The sequence below is a fragment of the Moraxella macacae 0408225 genome, from assembly GCF_000320365.1.
Lineage (GTDB): Bacteria > Pseudomonadota > Gammaproteobacteria > Pseudomonadales > Moraxellaceae > Faucicola > Faucicola macacae.
On record NZ_ANIN01000001.1, the window covers coordinates 1,104,718 to 1,121,392 of the forward strand.

Consider the following 16,675-nt stretch of genomic DNA (forward strand, 5'->3'; position numbering starts at 1 on the left):
AAAGCTTAAACCTAAAAAAGCTTAAACCTAAAAAAGCTTAAGCTCAAAAAAAAGCACCATTTTGTTGGTGCTTTTTTTACATCAGATTAAGCTAAGTTACCATTTATAACTCATTGACACAAGCAACGAACGCCCTTTGGCAAAGTTGGTTAACACGGATTGAGTGGTGTTTTTGTCTTTGTCAGCTTCTGGTTTACCGCACGATGCACTTGGTGCACCCGGTGGACAGGGCTTGCCTTCTTTGATGTCGTTAAAGTAAGAGTTATAATAACGCTGCGTGGCGGCATCATTGCCTGCATCTAATGGGTCAATGTAGCGTCTATCAAAGGCATTTTGTACATCAAAGCGGATAACAAAATCTTTTTTCGGCTCATAAGCAATATAAAAATCATGCACCAGTGGCTGTTTTGGTAAGGTTTCAGTTTGCTTGATGGTGCGTGTACCTTTAGTGCGCGGATCTGAAGTATTGTCATTATTTGTACCATCAATATAGCGTGGATCAATGGTGGCGCGAATGCTTTCACCATAATAACGCACTGCACTGCCTAAAGTGAGTTTTTTGTCAAAACCGCGCACGCCAAATTCCAAACGCCCATAATCTTTTGGCAACACAGACACTTTGCTTAAGCCGTAGCCTTGTTTTAATTGATCTTCTTTAGAACTGTTAAGCGGTGATTCACTGGCATCGCTATAATTGGTCGGTTGATCGGTTGTTTGTTTGGCATATGACAGATTGGCAAAAAAGTAATCGGTGTCATAATTTAACTCAAGTTCCAGGCCTTTTTTATGTACAGGGGCTTGCCAATTGCGATGTTGAATGGTGTAGCCTTTTAATGCACCGGCTTCCACCCAACTTGGCGGATTTTTGGTGTCATACCATTTGCCATAGACATTGTGAATATAATTGTCAATGCGACTTCTGTAACCTACCAATTTTAGCCCAAGCGTGTCATTATCGTCCAACAAACTTTGCTTAAAGATGTTAAAGCCCAATTGATAAGTGCGCGCACGCTCGGGTTTTAGTTCGGTATTGACCCCCACATCACCAATTTGCGAAAAATACATTTCTTGAATATTAGGCATTCTGTGCGTACGGGCAAAACTTACAAACGGCATAAAACCATTGTCATATTCGGCACTGAATGTTACCGAGTGATTGACCGCACGTTTTTTGCCTGATTTGGTAAGCAGTGGTTCGTATTGATCGCAACCATTTTCTTTGCAATATTTTTTATAAGTGGCTGAATCTTTACCAAACTTATCGGCAAACTCTTTTTTGCTGCCAAAATAACCTGCATACTCACCGCTAAACCGATAATTGGTATTGTTTACACTATAATCTAAGCGGTATTTGTCTTTTTTAAGCGAGGCATCTAAATATACCGAGTCAAAACGCTGTTTGCCCGACGGCTGCACAATCACCGATTTTTTTGGCAATACGCCACTTGAACCTTGATAACGTCCACCACAAGCATCATAGCCACCACCACACAATAGCTCATTGGTATAAAACAAACTTAACTCTTCTGGAAAGCGGCTGTTGGCGTATTCATTGCGCAACGTGTTAAAGCCTACGGTTGTGGTTAAATCGGTTTCTTTGGGCAAATAAAAAGTGTGCGTATTGTTAATGTCAAAAATCTTAGCCCTGTTGGTGGCGGAAAAATCTTTATCCAAGCGCCAACCGGTAAACGTTGAACCTTTGGGGTATTTTTGCACGCCTGTGGTTTGGGCGGCCAGTACTTTGACATCAAGCAAGTCATTGGGTTTAAAGCCTGCGTTTAGTTGATAATTGTTGTTGGTAATGTTGCGCGTACCGATTTTGGTGTCCATTTTACGCACTTGTAGTCCAAGATCGCTGGTATCATTGTTATAATTGATTTTTACCATATGACTGTCTTGTTTTTGTTGCAATGAAGTCGGATCGATGGGGGTGATGTCAAATTTTTTGGCATCGTTTTTCTCCCATTGTTCTTCGGCATCTTTAACATATTTTGCAAACTTTTCTGGGGTGTCATGACAACCAAGACCGTAACATTTGCCTCCAAATTTACGTTTTCTTTTCCATAAAACATCGCCTTCGTCTTCATCTATTTGAGAAAAATCCTTTTCCCAGGCTTTGGTGGTTTCGTTGTATTTTAAGACATGTCCTTTTAAAAACTCTTCTTTTTTTCTGGCAAACAGCAGATCTTTACCCACATCGCTGATCTTTTCTTTACCGCCGCCCACTTTATAATTTTGGCTGACATCTTTATGACTGTAGCCATAGAGCACACTGATACTGCCATTGTCAAGCCATTTGCGTGCTGCGGTAGAAAGCATATAGTTTTTATCGGTGGCGTTTTTACCAGTTATGCCTTTGCTGATAAAGCCAAAATCTTTATCGTCGCTAATCACATCATCGGCATTCAGCGTGCGAAAATTAGCCGCCCCTGAAAGTGAATTTAGCCCACTTTTGCCACTAAAACTGCCCTTGTTTAATTCAATGCCCGCGATAAAATTTTGGTCAATGGCTGCACCAAATTGCGACGTGCCGCCGCCGCGCCCTGCATCGGTTGAGGTGCTGTAAAAGGTTTGGGTTACGCCGTCAACCAACACGTTGGCACGTCCAAGGCCGCTGTCGCCGCGCACGTTTAATGACACAAGCCCTGATGATTTATCCTGCTGGGTAAATGCCCCTGGCATGCTGCGCACAATGGCATCTACGTTTTCGGTGGCTTTAAAGACGTCTTCTTTCACGCTGGTGGCAGCGGCTTTGGTAAACGGTTTAAAGGTTTCAGGTTCAGATTCTGTGGTTAAAAACAATTCATCTAGCACCACAGATGGTGTGGTGGGTGATTTGGCGGTTTTGTTTTTATCGTCTTCTGCAGCCATCGCGTAAGTGATGTTGAGTAAGCATAATGACAATAGGCTAAGTTTAAAGATGTGTTTAGATGGGTGGTTGGATTGGTGTGTTTGCGGCATTGGTTTTCCCCTTGTATTGCATTCACGGTTTTGTTGGGTTGAATGGATATTGTGTTAATAAATTCTGTATTAATAAATACTGTGTTATAACTACTGTATTATAAATACTGTGTTTGACTGATTTTGGTAGGTTATTTAGGCATCGTCTTTTGTATACAAAAAATATACAAATGATAATATAAATCATTATCATTTAGATTTCAAGCGATTTATCCAATCTCACCGAAAAACCGCTTAATTTTAAAAAAGACTTTAAGGGAAAGTGTCAGATAATCCAAGCAAAGAGCTTGGTTGCGTTTAACTAAAGGTGTGCTTAAATTGTTTGATCCAGTATCAGACCAACTGTAAAATACAGACATACTAAAAAACATATTAACAACATATTAAAAACATAACGATACAAATGCAATTATACTTAAAATCGTAAAAACTCTCAAGCTGTAGCGAAAAAACAAATGCCTGTTTGAATTTATCATGAAACGGTTTTGGCGTTTTTGTTGGATTTGATTGCCAATTTTTATCAAAAAAAGTTAGGTGATTTGTTAAAAATACGGTACAATAATTGCCATTTTTCAGTACTAATTTAAACAAACAGCATAGGTAGCCATGACCGCTTTAGCACAAATTCGTAATTTTTCCATTATTGCTCACATTGATCACGGAAAATCCACGCTTGCAGATCGCTTAATTCAGATGTGTGGTGGGCTTGATGAACGTGAAATGCAAGCCCAAGTTCTTGATTCTATGGATATTGAGCGAGAACGTGGCATTACGATTAAAGCCCAGTCGGTAACGCTTTACTACACACACCCAAATGGCAAAAAATATCAATTTAACTTTATTGATACGCCGGGGCATGTGGATTTTTCTTATGAAGTTTCACGTTCTTTGGCTGCGTGCGAGGGGGCGTTGTTGGTTGTGGACGCCGCCCAAGGTGTTGAAGCCCAGTCGGTTGCCAATTGTTATACGGCGATCGAGCAAGGTCTTGAGGTATTGCCTGTACTAAATAAAATTGATTTGCCACAAGTTGAACCTGAACGCGTCATTCAAGAAATTGAAGATATTATTGGCATCGAGGCAACCGAAGCACCACGCGTATCAGCAAAAACTGGTGTGGGTGTAGAAGAGTTGCTACAAGCGATTGTAGAAAAAATTCCAGCACCAGACGGCGATCGTGATGCCCCATTACAAGCCTTGATTATTGATTCTTGGTTTGACAATTATTTGGGCGTGGTGTCGCTTGTGCGTGTGCGTCAAGGCACGCTAAAAAAAGATGACAAAATTTTTATCAAATCTACAAAATCAAGTCATATCGTAACCTCGATCGGCGTATTTACTCCAAAAACGTTAGAAACCAATGTGCTACAAGCAGGCGAGGTAGGTTTTGTCATTGCAGGGATTAAGGACATCGGTGGTGCTCCTGTTGGTGATACCATAACACTTGCAAAAACGCCTGAAACAGACAGCATTCCGGGTTTTCAAAAGGTAAAACCGCAAGTGTATGCAGGCTTGTTTCCTGTGGATTCTGGTGATTTTGAAGCGTTTCGAGAAGCCTTGCAAAAATTGCAAATCAACGATGCTGCGTTATTTTTTGAACCCGATACCTCCGATGCGTTAGGATTTGGTTTTCGTTGTGGTTTTTTGGGCATGCTCCATATGGAAATTATCCAAGAACGCTTAGAGCGTGAGTACGATCTGGATTTGATTACCACAGCTCCAACGGTGATTTATGAAATTAAAAAGAAAAACGGCGAGGTTATCCAAATTGACAACCCATCAAAATTGCCTGATGTGGGTGTGATAGATGAATTTCGTGAGCCAATTGCTCGTTGTAATATCTTAGTTCCGCAGGATTATTTGGGCAATGTGATCACCTTGTGCATTGAGCGTCGCGGTGTGCAAGTAGACATGAAATTTATGGCAAATCAAGTGCAACTCACTTTTGACATACCGATGGGTGAGGTGGTGATGGATTTTTTTGATCGTTTAAAATCGGTTTCGCGCGGTTTTGCATCGCTTGATTATGGGTTTGAGCGTTTTTTGGCGGATAAATTGGTGCGTGTTGATGTATTGATTAACGGCGAAAAAGTCGATGCCTTGGCTATGATTTGTCATGCCAATCAAGCTCGTTATCGTGGCAATCAACTGGTAGAAAAAATGAAAGAACTCATTCCGCGCCAAATGTTTGATGTTGCCATTCAAGCGGCGATAGGCAGTCAAATTATTGCACGCAGCACGGTAAAAGCCTTGCGTAAAGACGTATTGGCAAAATGTTACGGCGGTGATGTGTCGCGCAAGAAAAAATTATTGTCAAAACAAAAAGAAGGCAAAAAACGCATGAAACAAGTTGGACGTGTGGAAATTCCACAAGAGGCGTTTTTGGCAGTGTTAAAAGTGGACAATCAATCATAAGCAACCCAATTATAAGGTAATTAATTATAAGGTAATTATTGCATGGATTTTGATTTTAATTTAATTCTTGTGCCTGCGACGTTGATTTTAGGGGCAATTTGGCTGTTGGATACCTTGGTTTTAAAGCAAAAAAAAACCAAAGGCTTAGAAAAATCATATGCTCCTGTGCGTTGGGCGTATGATTTTTTTCCGATTTTGGCCGTGGTGTTGGCGGTGCGATCGTTTTTGATTGAACCGTTTAATATACCATCGTCATCTATGGTGCCAACCCTTTATACAGGCGATTTTATTGCAGTTAATAAATATACTTATGGTATCCGCTTGCCTTTGCTTAACAAAAAAATCATGGATATCAATAACCCACAACACGGTGATGTGGTGGTATTTCGTTATCCACAAAATCCAAAAATTTATTATATTAAACGCGTTATCGGTGTTGGTGGTGATACTGTAAGTTTTGATAACGGTGTGTTAAGTGTCAATGGACAAGCGATCGCAACTCAAGCGGTTGAATTTAACGCCAATCCAACACTCACAGAACAATTATACCCTGTAGAGCAAAATGCCGAACAAGCCAAACTACAAGGTGTCAGTGAAGAACAAGTTGCCAGCTACACTCAAGAAACCCCCAGTGCAGGAGGGCAACATTTGGTGCGTCATTTGGGTGATAATGTATGGTATCAATATGCCAGCTTTTTACAACAAGTCAGTCCAACCTTACTCACAAGCGAGGGCAAAAAATGGCAAGTAACCGTACCACAAGGACAGTATTTTGTGATGGGAGATAACCGCGATCGCAGTGCAGACAGTCGTTTTTGGGGTTTTGTTCCTGATGAAAACATTGCAGGCAAAGCGGTGTATATATGGATGCACAAACCAAGCGGTTTTAATTTGCCAAGTTTTAGTCGAAATGGTGCAATTCATTAATTTTACTTGACGTTTTTGTTAGGTTCGGTTAAATTAGCGGTTATTTTTGGACTGATTTTAAATTTTTAGAGGTCGTTATGAATTTACCAAATAATCAACGCGGTATGAGTATATCAGGCATTGTTATTTTGATTTGCATGTTGGTCGTCTGTTTTAAAGTTGGTTTGGGTATCTTACCTGCACATATTGGCAATTATCAATTAAAAAAATCAGTGGCGTGGGAGCTAAAAAAAGCCAATGAAAACAGAATTTCTACAAAAGAGTTGATGAGTAATTTGGCATCACAGTGGTCGATTAATGGTTTTTCGAAGAAACCTGATGAGGTTGTCAAAATTGTTAAAGGTACACCGGGTGATATCTCTTTAAAGCTCGTTTATGCAGAAGAAAACAACTTTTTTGGTAATGTGTTTATTGTCAATCGTTTTGAAGATAGCATCACAGCAGAAGATGCCAAATCTGCCACCCAATAACTTACGATAATTTTTAACTTACGATAATTTTTGATCTTAATTCAAACAATTTGAATAAAAACCATTTTGCTTTTATTATTTGCTTAGCTTAGTTCTACTTATCCATGATTGCGACAATTCCAACCTTTGATGTTAAAAAATTACCGTCTCAAGTACGCAAGCTAAGTGCTTTGTCCTATGAGATGGGATATCATTTTAGTAATCCAAATTTGCCCATATTGGCATTAATGCACCGCTCTTTTGATCCTTTGGTTAACTACGAACGCCTTGAGTTTTTGGGTGATGCCTTGTTGGGCGTGGTCATTGCTGAAGCCTTATATGAGCGTTATCCTAACCACAACGAAGGGCGGCTAACTCGCATGCGTGCCACTTTGGTAAGAGAATCCAGTCTTGCTATGATTGCCAATGAGTTAAAACTGTTTGATTATTTGATTTTGGGCGTGGGCGAGCGTAAAGGCGGCGGCCGTCATCGCATTTCTATTTTGGCTGATGCAGTGGAGGCCTTGATTGGGGCAATTTATTTGGACAGTGGTGATTTTATCACGGTAAAACAATGTATTTTAACGTGGTATGAAAAATATGCGTTATTTGGACTGATTCAAGAGCAACAAATCCTAAAAGATGCCAAATCTCGCTTGCAAGAATTGCTACAAGCCCACCAATTGCCCTTGCCAAAATATGAATTGTTAGAAACCATTGGCAATGCTCCCAATCAAATTTTTCGTGTTCAATGTTCGGTTGTGGGTTTTATCCATGCCAATCAAACCGAGCAAATCACTACTGCCACAGGCGAGAGCCGACGCATTGCGGAGCAACGCTGTGCTGAGACGATGATACAGATCATAACGGATAAGTTGGCAGTGTTAAAATAACCAAGATTTTGTAAAATTAATCTTAATAAAACCTAACCATTGCCAACAAAAACTCATTAATTCACACCCATCAATTGTCGATTGTGGCAATTGCCAACCAACAAATTGTTGTGAAAAAATCTCGAAATTGGCTTAAATTGTGCTAAAATGAATCCATTTTACAACCAGAGATTTGACACTACAAATTTGACACTACAGATTTGAAACTACAAGGAATGCCATGCTTGCTTTAACTTTAGATCATATTTTTTTGCAACAACACGCTGAAAATAAAGCCGATGCCTTGGCTTTATTGGCGGATATTTTAGTTAAGGAAAACTTAACAACTGATGACTATCTACAAGGCTTGCTTGATCGTGAAAATCAAAGCACAACCTACCTTGGACAAGGCATTGCTATTCCACATGGCACACAAAATTCTCAAGATGCGATTTTAAACACAGGGGTGAGAATTGCCCATTTTCCAAAGGGTGTAGACTGGGGAAATGACAATACTGTCTACTTGGCTGTAGCAATTGCTACCAAATCAGATGAACATTTACAAGTGCTACAGTTGTTAACATCAGCATTAAACAAAGAAGTGAAAGATGATATTCGACAAGCAAAAACCGCCGATGATATTTTAGCAATTCTTAACGCAATGCCTGAAAGTTTGGTGTTGCATGAAAATTTGATACAAACTGGTGTTAAGGCTTCTGATTTAGATGAGTTGGCGTATCATGGTTATCAGTTGTTAAAAGCACAAAATTTGGTAAGTGCTGGATTTTTAACTAATTTATCGACCAAAAAAGCGATTTTTTTACAGCCAAATGTGTGGGCGGTATTGGGTGATACAGCGGTAAATCAGCCTGCTGTTGCCATTGTGAAAAATAGTCAAGTTATTGATTTTAATCAACAAAAATTACAAACACTGGTGTTAATTGCCAACCATTCAAGTCTGGATCAACAAAAATTACAACAGTTGCTTGATGTGTTGTTTCAAAGTGATTTAACCACAGACGATCGCCGTAAAATTGCAGGGCAAATTCAGGCTAAAACCATTCCAGATTGGCAAAAACAGACGGTTGTTGTGCCAAATCAGCACGGTTTACATGCTCGCCCTGCCACCCAGTTGGTGAATATGGTTAAGGGGCTTTCGGGTGAAATTAAGGTAGCGGTTGATGGTGTGAATTTTGTTTCGGCAAAAAGTTTGACCAATTTATTGGCTTTGGGGGCAAATTATGGACAAACGTTGACTTTTATTGCAGAACCAAATAGCGAAAGTGAACAAGCATTGCCAAAGGTGATTAGAGCGGTAAAACAAGGCTTGGGTGAAACGGTTGAACCGATTGTACAAAGTAACGCCATCGATGCAACAAGCCAATCAGAAATTGGTGAAAATTTGACATGGGTTGATCCATTTGTCATGCCAAACGCTAAGCCAAAAGGCATTGGAGCATCGCAAGGTGTGGCGGTTGGACAAGCGGTGGTAATAACTCCAAAAACATATGCGTATCAGCAAACAAGCAACGACAACCAAGCAGAAAAAACTAAATTGCAACAAGCGATCGAACAAGTCAAACAAAGTTTAGAAAAATTGATAAAAACCGCCCAGAAAAAAGAAATTGCCGAGATTTTTACCGCTCATTTGGCATTGTTGGACGATCCTAAATTGTTAAGTGATGTTAATCAGAAAATTGAGAATAACTTTACAGCACCGTATGCGTGGCATCATTGTATTGAACAAACCGCCAAAGTGCAAGAAAGTCTAAACAATCCATTGCTTGCTGAAAGGGCGATGGATTTGCGTGATGTGGGTGATAAAGTATTGGCATTATTGTGTGGTGAAAATTTAGCAGAATTGCCAACAGATTCTTACATATTGGTGAAGCATGACTTAATGCCTAGTGATGTTGCGCGTCTCGATAGTCGCTATGTGGCGGGAATTTTGACGGCGGTTGGCGGAGCAAGTTCGCACAGTGCAATTGTGGCTCGTGCCTTAGGCATTCCTGCGGTTGTGGGAGCAGGGGCACAAGTGTTGCAGGTTGATCGTGGTACACAGATTTTGCTTAATGGCTTGACGGGTGAATTTGTCATCAATCCTAAACAACCGCAAATTGAGCATGCAATTGCTTTGCAACAATCACAACAACAATTTGCCAAATTAGCCCTCGATACCGCTCAACAGCCTGCGATCACTCTTGACAAGCATCATATTGAAGTGGCGGTGAATATTGGTGATCTGAAACATGCAAAAGATGCGGTAACAAAAGGAGCAGAGGGCGTAGGTTTGTTGCGTACTGAATTTGTTTTTATGAAACACAACACCATGCCTGATGTACAAACGCAGATTCTTGATTATAAAAAAGTTTTTGAGGCAATGGCTGATCGCCCAGTGGTGGTGCGTACGCTTGATGTTGGCGGAGATAAACCGTTGCCTTATCTTGTGATAAATCACGAGGAGAATCCGTTTTTGGGCGTGCGTGGCGTGCGTTTAACCTTGCGCCGTCCTGATATTTTTAAAGAGCAACTCACCGCGTTGGTGCAAGCCTCGCAAGGCAAAGATTTACGCATTATGTTTCCGATGATCGCCCGTCTTGAAGAATGGCAGAAGGCTTGTACAATTTTAGATGATGTGTTGGCAAACAACCCACACGATAAATTGCAAGTAGGCATGATGATTGAAGTGCCAAGTGCAGCGATTATGGCAGAAAAATTTGCCCCATATGTGGACTTTTTTAGCATTGGCACGAACGATTTGACTCAATACACGCTTGCAATTGACCGCGGCCACCCTGTATTATCGGCTGAGGCAGATGGTTTGCACCCGAGTGTGCTGCGATTGATTGACAATACGGTAAAATACGCCCACAAACATGGCAAATGGGTGGGTGTGTGCGGTGAATTGGGAGCGGATACTGAAGCTATCCCTGTACTGCTTGGGCTTGGTGTTGATGAATTGTCGGTATCGTTAAACCAAATTCCGCTTGTCAAAATGCAAATTCGCAATTTATCTTATCAATCATGCCAATCCCTTGCCACACAAGCCTTAGCGTGTGATACCGCCACTTCTGTGCGTGCATTAAGTCAAGATTTTTTAAGCCATCACCAACAACAAGGCAGTTTGTATGAACAATAAAAAAAGTGCGTTGTGTATCACGCTAAATCCTGCACTTGATGTAACGTTAAGCCTTGACAAGCTACATATCGGAGCGGTAAATCGCACAACTCAAAACCAAACTGATCCTGCTGGTAAGGGCATTAATGTGGCGTGCGTGTTATCACAGCTTGGACATGATGTGGTGGTAACGGGGTTTTTGGGGCAGGGCAATCGGCAAATTTTTGATGATAAGTTTAACAAATTGAAACTGGATAATCAATTTATTTATGTAAACGGAGACACACGCCAAAACATCAAACTTGCTGAAAAAAATGGACAAATGACCGATATTAATAGCAAAGGTTTTTTGGTGGACAAAACCGCCAAAAGCGAGTTGTTTGATCGCATTGCAAGCCTTGCTACAACCTGTGAATTTGTTGTTTTGTCAGGCAGTTTACCACAAGGGTTTGATTTGTTGGATTTTGATCGATTGATTAAACTGATTTTAAGCCTTAATCCAAAACTTGTGATAGACACCAGTGGCGATGCGTTAAAAGTTGCAACAAACAACTCTCCTTTTATGATTAAGCCAAACCTTGCAGAATTGCACGATGCGTTTGGCATTGACGTAGAGGATTTAAAGGCAGAGGTGGCATTGTTTGATCGCTTACACAGTGATATTACACACATTGTGATATCCAAGGGCGAAGATGGTGTAAATTGGCTACAAAAATCCAAGCACAAAATCCTGATTGCCAACGCACCAAAGGTTGCGATAAAAAGCACGGTGGGCGCAGGTGATACTATGGTAGCAGGCATGGTGCATGGTTTTTTGCAAGGCTATGATGACAAAACCATACTGCAAAATAGCGTGGCATTGGCAAGTCATGCAGTAACCATGATTGGTTTTGATGTGGCAAATAAAAAGGATCAAGAGCGTTTGGTAAGCCAAACCACGGTGAATGAAATTAATTTTTAGGCAAAACAACATGAAAAATTTAGTGATTATCCATGCCAAAGACGACATTGAGGGTTTGATTTTGGCAAAAAAATTGGCGTTTGATGCCAAAACTTACGGTGTTTATAGTGATGTTTTAAATGATGAATTCGGTGATGGCATTGACAATGCTATGCTTGAGGCTGCTGATAAAATTGTGGTGATAGGTCGGGCAAAATTTGAAGCCTTTGGCGAGTATTTACAAAAATTGACGTTGATTGAACCAATTGATATTGCAGGTGTGCATGCTTTTGATGTGGTAAAAAACGCCCCTGTTGGTGCAATTGAAAGTGCTAAGGTCGATTTTGGCAAAACCGATTTAAAACCGCTGTCATTTGTAGCAATTACCGCTTGTCCAACAGGGGTTGCTCATACGTTTATGGCAGCAGAAGCATTGGAAAATGTAGGCAAAGAGCTTGGTTATGCGGTTAAAGTAGAAACCCAAGGATCGGTTGGTGCAAAAAATATTTTAACCGCTGATGAAATTGCCAATGCTGATTTTGTGATTTTGGCTGCTGATATTGAAGTGAATGCGGATAGATTTGTTGGTAAAAAAGTGTATCGCACCTCAACAGGGCAAGCGTTAAAACACAGCAAGCAAACCTTTGCCAACACCATTCAAAATGCCAAAGTTTATGACAATGGGCAAAAAAACGTAACTGCAGTAAAATCCGGTACAAAATCATCTGAAAAAATAGGTATTTATAAGCACTTAATGACCGGTGTTTCTTTTATGTTACCGATTGTGGTGGCAGGGGGCTTGCTAATTGCGATGTCGTTTGTGTTTGGTATCAATGCTTTTGAAGCTAAGGGCAGTCTTGCTGATGTGCTGATGCAGACGGGCAAGGCGGCGTTTTCCTTGATGATACCGATTTTGGCAGGTTATATTGCCTATTCAATTGCCGATCGGGCGGGATTGACAGCAGGACTTGTGGGTGGCTGGTTGTCATCTCAGTTGGGGGCAGGGTTTTTAGGGGCGATTGTGGCAGGTTTTTTGGCAGGTTATATTGCCAATTTTTTAGTCAAAAAAGTACATTTGCCACAGACAATGGAGGCTTTAAAGCCGATTTTAATCATTCCGCTGTTAAGTTCGCTTGTCATTGGGTTGTTGATGTTTTATGTTGTTGGCACACCTGTGGCATATGTATTAAAAAGTATGGAGGTTTTTTTAACAGGGCTTGGCACAGGCAATTTGGTATTGCTTGGGGCAATTTTGGGCGGTATGATGTGTGTGGATATGGGCGGGCCGATTAATAAAGCGGCGTATACTTTTTCGGTAGGGCTGTTAACACTTGACAATCCCAATCAGTTTCCAATTGCTGCTGCGATGGCAGGCGGTATGGTTCCAGCTATCGGTATGGGAATTGCAACGTTGTTGGCAAAAAATAAATTTAGCACCGATGAACAAAACGCAGGTAAGGCATCGCTTGTATTGGGGCTATGTTTTATCAGTGAGGGGGCAATTCCATTTGCAGCCAAAGATCCAAGCCGTGTTTTACCAAGCTGTATTATTGGCGGGGCATTGACAGGCGGACTTGTTGGTTTAATGAATATGACTCTTGCTGCACCACACGGTGGGGTGTTTGTGCTGTTAATTCCAAATGCAATTAATCAGCCGCTTATGTATCTTGTGGCGATCGCAGTGGGTTCTGTGGTAACAGGCGGGCTGTATGCACTGTTAAAACCAAAACTTATAAGCCCTATTGATTCAAAAAATATGGCAATCGTTTAATTTTTTTAATGTTTATTTAACAAAGATTAACAAAGGGCTAAAAAAGAGGCTAAAAAAATGATACGCATTGGACAAGGCATTGACGTACATGCCTTTATAAACACAGGCGAAACTGAACAGTTTGTTATGCTTGGCGGTGTAAAAATTCCCCATACGCACAGTTTGCTTGCTCATTCTGATGGTGATGTGGTATTGCACGCTTTGTGTGATGCCTTGCTTGGGGCGTTGGCATTGGGTGATATTGGACAGTTTTTTCCTGATACTGATGAACAATTTTCTGGAATTGACTCAAAAATTTTGTTAACTCAAGTGTATGCTCTTATTCAGTCGCACGGCTATCAGCTTGTAAACACTGATATTACCGTCATGGCAGAACGTCCAAAACTGTTGCCATATCAACACAAAATCAAGCAAAGCATTTCCAATGTGCTGGGTTGTCAAAACGATCAAATCAGCATTAAGGCGACGACTACTGAAAAACTGGGGTTTACAGGGCGTCAAGAGGGAATTACGGCCAGTTGTGTGGTATTAATTGCCAAAAAGCCATCAAATAACGTATAATAACCACGCTTTAAAAACTTAACAGGTAAATTTTATGACTGATACCAATATTGAACAAATTATCAAAGATCAAATTGCAAGCCACAGCGTACTGCTTTATATGAAAGGCACGCCTCAATTCCCACAATGTGGCTTTTCTGCACGGGCGGTAGAAATACTCACTCAAATTGGCCGGCCTTTTGCGTTTGTGAATATTTTGGAAAATCCAGAGATACGTGCAACTTTACCAAAAATTGCCAACTGGCCAACCTTTCCACAACTGTGGGTGGCAGGCGAGTTGATTGGCGGTAGTGATATCATTGCACAAATGTTTCAAGATGGCGAGTTGCAACCGTTAATTGAAGCCAATAGCGAAGCGATTTAATCGGTTATTTTGTAAATTTTACCATTTTAGCTGATTTAACGCACGCATCGTCAATAGCAGGGCGTATTTAGCGATGAATATGCCCTTTTTTGTTATTTTTCTTTTTTGTTATTCTATGCCAATGGTTTATCATGTATCAAGTTTTAGCACGCAAATATCGCCCAAAAAATTTTTATGAATTGTTAGGGCAAGACCATGTTGCCACCGCTTTAATCAACGCAATTGATCATAAACGGTTGCATCATGCTTATTTATTTACTGGAACGCGCGGTGTTGGCAAAACCACGATTGCACGGATTTTGGCAAAATGCCTTAACTGTGAAACGGGTGTTACCAGTAAGCCTTGTGGCGTGTGTGATACTTGCAAGGCGATTGATACGGGGCATTTTATTGACCTAATTGAGATTGATGCAGCATCGCGCACCAAAGTAGAAGACACGCGCGAACTGCTTGACAATGTGCCCTATGCTCCAACTCAAGGGCGTTACAAGGTTTATCTGATTGACGAAGTGCATATGTTGTCAACGCATAGTTTTAACGCCTTGTTAAAAACTTTAGAAGAACCGCCAGAGCATGTCAAATTTTTATTGGCAACCACCGATCCGCAAAAATTGCCAATTACCATTATTTCACGCTGTTTGCAGTTTGTGTTACGCCCCATTTTACAGTTGCAACTTTCACAATATTTGGCAAAAATTTTAGACCAAGAAAATATCCAATACCAAACCGATGCACTATGGCAATTGGCAAGCAGTGCCAAAGGATCGGTGCGCGATGCGTTATCACTTACCGATCAAGCAATTGCGTTTGGTAACGGTAAAATTGATGACAATACTATCCGCCAAATGTTGGGTTTAATTGACCAAGCTGATGTGATTTGCTTGCTTGAACAGATTTATCAGCACCGACCGCTTGATTTATCGATGTCTATCACCAAACTGCGCCAACAAGTGGTAGACGCCAAAGCCGTGTATGATCGTTTGGCTGAAACCTTACATCATGTGGCAATGCTACAGCTTTTGCCTGATATGGATCTAGGGTTAAATCAGCAACAGACCGAGCAATTACAACGCCTTGCTAAACAATTACCGAGCGAAATTTTGCAATTGTATTATGATATTGTCATCAAAAGCCGAGAAAATATTGCACTTGCCAACACGCCATTACAAAGTTTAGAAATGTGTTTGTTGCGATTATTGGCATTTAAACCCTTAAAAATTAACCAATTTTTGCCAACAACCGAGCCAGTAACCGAACCAACAATTGAATCAACAACCGAGCAAAATGTCGCCCAAAATTTGCCAGAAAATGACAATCAACCAAACAGCGATCAAAAAAATGATAAGCCCGACATCGCACCAGCTTCTTTGCCAACCATCGTGCCAAATACTCACCAGCCAACTGATAGTATTGAATTAAATAATGTTGAAAATGTTGAAAATGTTGAAAATGTTGAAAATGTTGAAAATGTTGAAAATGTTGAAAATGTTGAAAATGTTGAAAATGTTGAAAATGTTGAAAATGTTGAAAATGTTGAAAATGTTGAAAATGTTGAAAATGTTGAAAATGTTGAAAATGTTGAAAATGTTGAAAATGTTGAAAATGTTGAAAATGTTGAAAATGTTGAAAATGTTGAAAATGTTGAAAATGTTGAAAATGTTGAAAATGTTGAAAATGTTGCGCCAAAAAGTTTGCTTAAACCAAAACCGCAACATTTTGACGGCAACTGGACGCCTGAAAAATGGGATTTTTGGCTAAGTGAGGCACGCAGCCATGCGTGGTTGGACAATGATGAATTGGTTTTGGCTCGTGAGGGTCTGATGACAGGTGAGATACATGGACAATCGGTGTTTATTACCAGTAAAAATATTTTGAGTACAGGACAGAGTTTTCATCGTATGTGTGCTGTGTTGCAACAACAATTTCAAGGCATTTGCATTGAAATTAATAGCGATGCAAATCAAGTGGCAAGCATTGCGACACAATCTCCACAAATGCGCCAAAAACAGCGTGATGAACTGGCAATCCAAGTGGCTGGCGAACAAATGAGTCAACAACCAATTGTGCAGATCCTCTTACAACAAAACGCCAAGATAAATTCAATAAAACTTATTTAATTGTGTAGCAATTGTATCAGTGTAGCAACAATTTAGCAAATATTGGTTAAAAAATCTGTTAAACAACCGATATTTAGCTTAGAATTAGTTTTCTTAAATTATCAGTTGAGTAAAATTCATAAGGAAAGTGGCAAATAAAGCTGTTTAGATTATTTAAAATATGAAAAAAATGTTATATAATAA

General features: G+C 40.3%; 11 protein-coding genes. 10 read left to right on the forward strand and 1 reads right to left on the reverse strand.

Translation table 11 applies throughout. The annotated features are described in order from the left end of the window. Positions 1-96: 96 nt before the first annotated feature. The gene (locus MOMA_RS05020) at positions 97-2,961 is read right to left on the reverse strand and encodes a TonB-dependent receptor domain-containing protein (protein WP_009767521.1); all 2,865 of its coding nucleotides are present in this window, start codon (positions 2,959-2,961) and stop codon (positions 97-99) included. Positions 2,962-3,567: 606 nt separating this feature from the next. On the opposite strand from MOMA_RS05020, the gene lepA reads away from it, so the two are divergent. From lepA to dnaX, 10 genes are all read left to right on the forward strand, one after another. Beyond that, positions 3,568-5,373 carry a translation elongation factor 4 gene (gene lepA / locus MOMA_RS05025; RefSeq protein ID WP_009767522.1) on the forward strand — a complete coding sequence of 602 codons (1,806 nt, stop codon included), beginning with the start codon at positions 3,568-3,570 and terminating at the stop codon, positions 5,371-5,373. A gap of 42 nt (positions 5,374-5,415) precedes the next feature. Then, the gene (lepB, locus tag MOMA_RS05030) at positions 5,416-6,300 is read left to right on the forward strand and encodes a signal peptidase I (protein ID WP_009767523.1); all 885 of its coding nucleotides are present in this window, start codon (positions 5,416-5,418) and stop codon (positions 6,298-6,300) included. A gap of 77 nt (positions 6,301-6,377) precedes the next feature. Further along, a complete protein-coding gene (locus MOMA_RS05035) occupies positions 6,378-6,770 on the forward strand; it encodes a DUF4845 domain-containing protein (RefSeq protein WP_009767524.1) in 393 nt (130 codons plus the stop codon). A 104-nt stretch (positions 6,771-6,874) separates the two neighbouring features. Then, on the forward strand, positions 6,875-7,642 hold the full coding sequence (gene rnc, locus MOMA_RS05040) for a ribonuclease III (protein ID WP_009767525.1): 768 nt from the start codon (positions 6,875-6,877) through the stop codon (positions 7,640-7,642). Positions 7,643-7,862: 220 nt separating this feature from the next. Beyond that, positions 7,863-10,760 carry a phosphoenolpyruvate--protein phosphotransferase gene (gene ptsP, locus MOMA_RS05045; protein WP_009767526.1) on the forward strand — a complete coding sequence of 966 codons (2,898 nt, stop codon included), beginning with the start codon at positions 7,863-7,865 and terminating at the stop codon, positions 10,758-10,760. After that, positions 10,750-11,700, forward strand: coding sequence for a 1-phosphofructokinase (gene pfkB, locus MOMA_RS05050; protein WP_009767527.1), 951 nt, complete (start codon positions 10,750-10,752; stop codon positions 11,698-11,700). Before ptsP ends, pfkB begins: the two co-directional genes overlap by 11 nt. Before the next feature lie 10 nt (positions 11,701-11,710). After that, the gene (locus MOMA_RS05055; RefSeq protein WP_040625104.1) at positions 11,711-13,450 is read left to right on the forward strand and encodes a fructose-specific PTS transporter subunit EIIC; all 1,740 of its coding nucleotides are present in this window, start codon (positions 11,711-11,713) and stop codon (positions 13,448-13,450) included. A 57-nt stretch (positions 13,451-13,507) separates the two neighbouring features. Then, the gene (ispF, locus tag MOMA_RS05060) at positions 13,508-14,011 is read left to right on the forward strand and encodes a 2-C-methyl-D-erythritol 2,4-cyclodiphosphate synthase (RefSeq protein ID WP_009767529.1); all 504 of its coding nucleotides are present in this window, start codon (positions 13,508-13,510) and stop codon (positions 14,009-14,011) included. Between the two features lie 34 nt (positions 14,012-14,045). Beyond that, positions 14,046-14,375: a Grx4 family monothiol glutaredoxin gene (gene grxD / locus MOMA_RS05065; protein WP_009767530.1), complete on the forward strand. Its 330-nt coding sequence runs from the start codon at positions 14,046-14,048 to the stop codon at positions 14,373-14,375. A 131-nt stretch (positions 14,376-14,506) separates the two neighbouring features. Then, complete coding sequence (gene dnaX, locus MOMA_RS05070; protein ID WP_009767531.1) at positions 14,507-16,492, forward strand: DNA polymerase III subunit gamma/tau; 1,986 nt, start codon at positions 14,507-14,509, stop codon at positions 16,490-16,492. Positions 16,493-16,675 lie beyond the last annotated feature (183 nt).

Excerpts from the sequence above, each read along its gene's own strand:
- MOMA_RS05035 (WP_009767524.1), top strand. The coding sequence starts at position 6,378 with ATGAATTTACCAAATAATCAACGCGGTATGAGTATATCAGGCATTGTT.
- rnc (WP_009767525.1), top strand. The coding sequence starts at position 6,875 with ATGATTGCGACAATTCCAACCTTTGATGTTAAAAAATTACCGTCTCAA.
- pfkB (WP_009767527.1), top strand. The coding sequence starts at position 10,750 with ATGAACAATAAAAAAAGTGCGTTGTGTATCACGCTAAATCCTGCACTT.
- ispF (WP_009767529.1), top strand. The coding sequence starts at position 13,508 with ATGATACGCATTGGACAAGGCATTGACGTACATGCCTTTATAAACACA.
- ptsP (WP_009767526.1), top strand. The coding sequence starts at position 7,863 with ATGCTTGCTTTAACTTTAGATCATATTTTTTTGCAACAACACGCTGAA.
- MOMA_RS05020 (WP_009767521.1), bottom strand. The coding sequence starts at position 2,961 with ATGCCGCAAACACACCAATCCAACCACCCATCTAAACACATCTTTAAA.
- dnaX (WP_009767531.1), top strand. The coding sequence starts at position 14,507 with ATGTATCAAGTTTTAGCACGCAAATATCGCCCAAAAAATTTTTATGAA.
- lepA (WP_009767522.1), top strand. The coding sequence starts at position 3,568 with ATGACCGCTTTAGCACAAATTCGTAATTTTTCCATTATTGCTCACATT.
- grxD (WP_009767530.1), top strand. The coding sequence starts at position 14,046 with ATGACTGATACCAATATTGAACAAATTATCAAAGATCAAATTGCAAGC.
- MOMA_RS05055 (WP_040625104.1), top strand. The coding sequence starts at position 11,711 with ATGAAAAATTTAGTGATTATCCATGCCAAAGACGACATTGAGGGTTTG.
- lepB (WP_009767523.1), top strand. The coding sequence starts at position 5,416 with ATGGATTTTGATTTTAATTTAATTCTTGTGCCTGCGACGTTGATTTTA.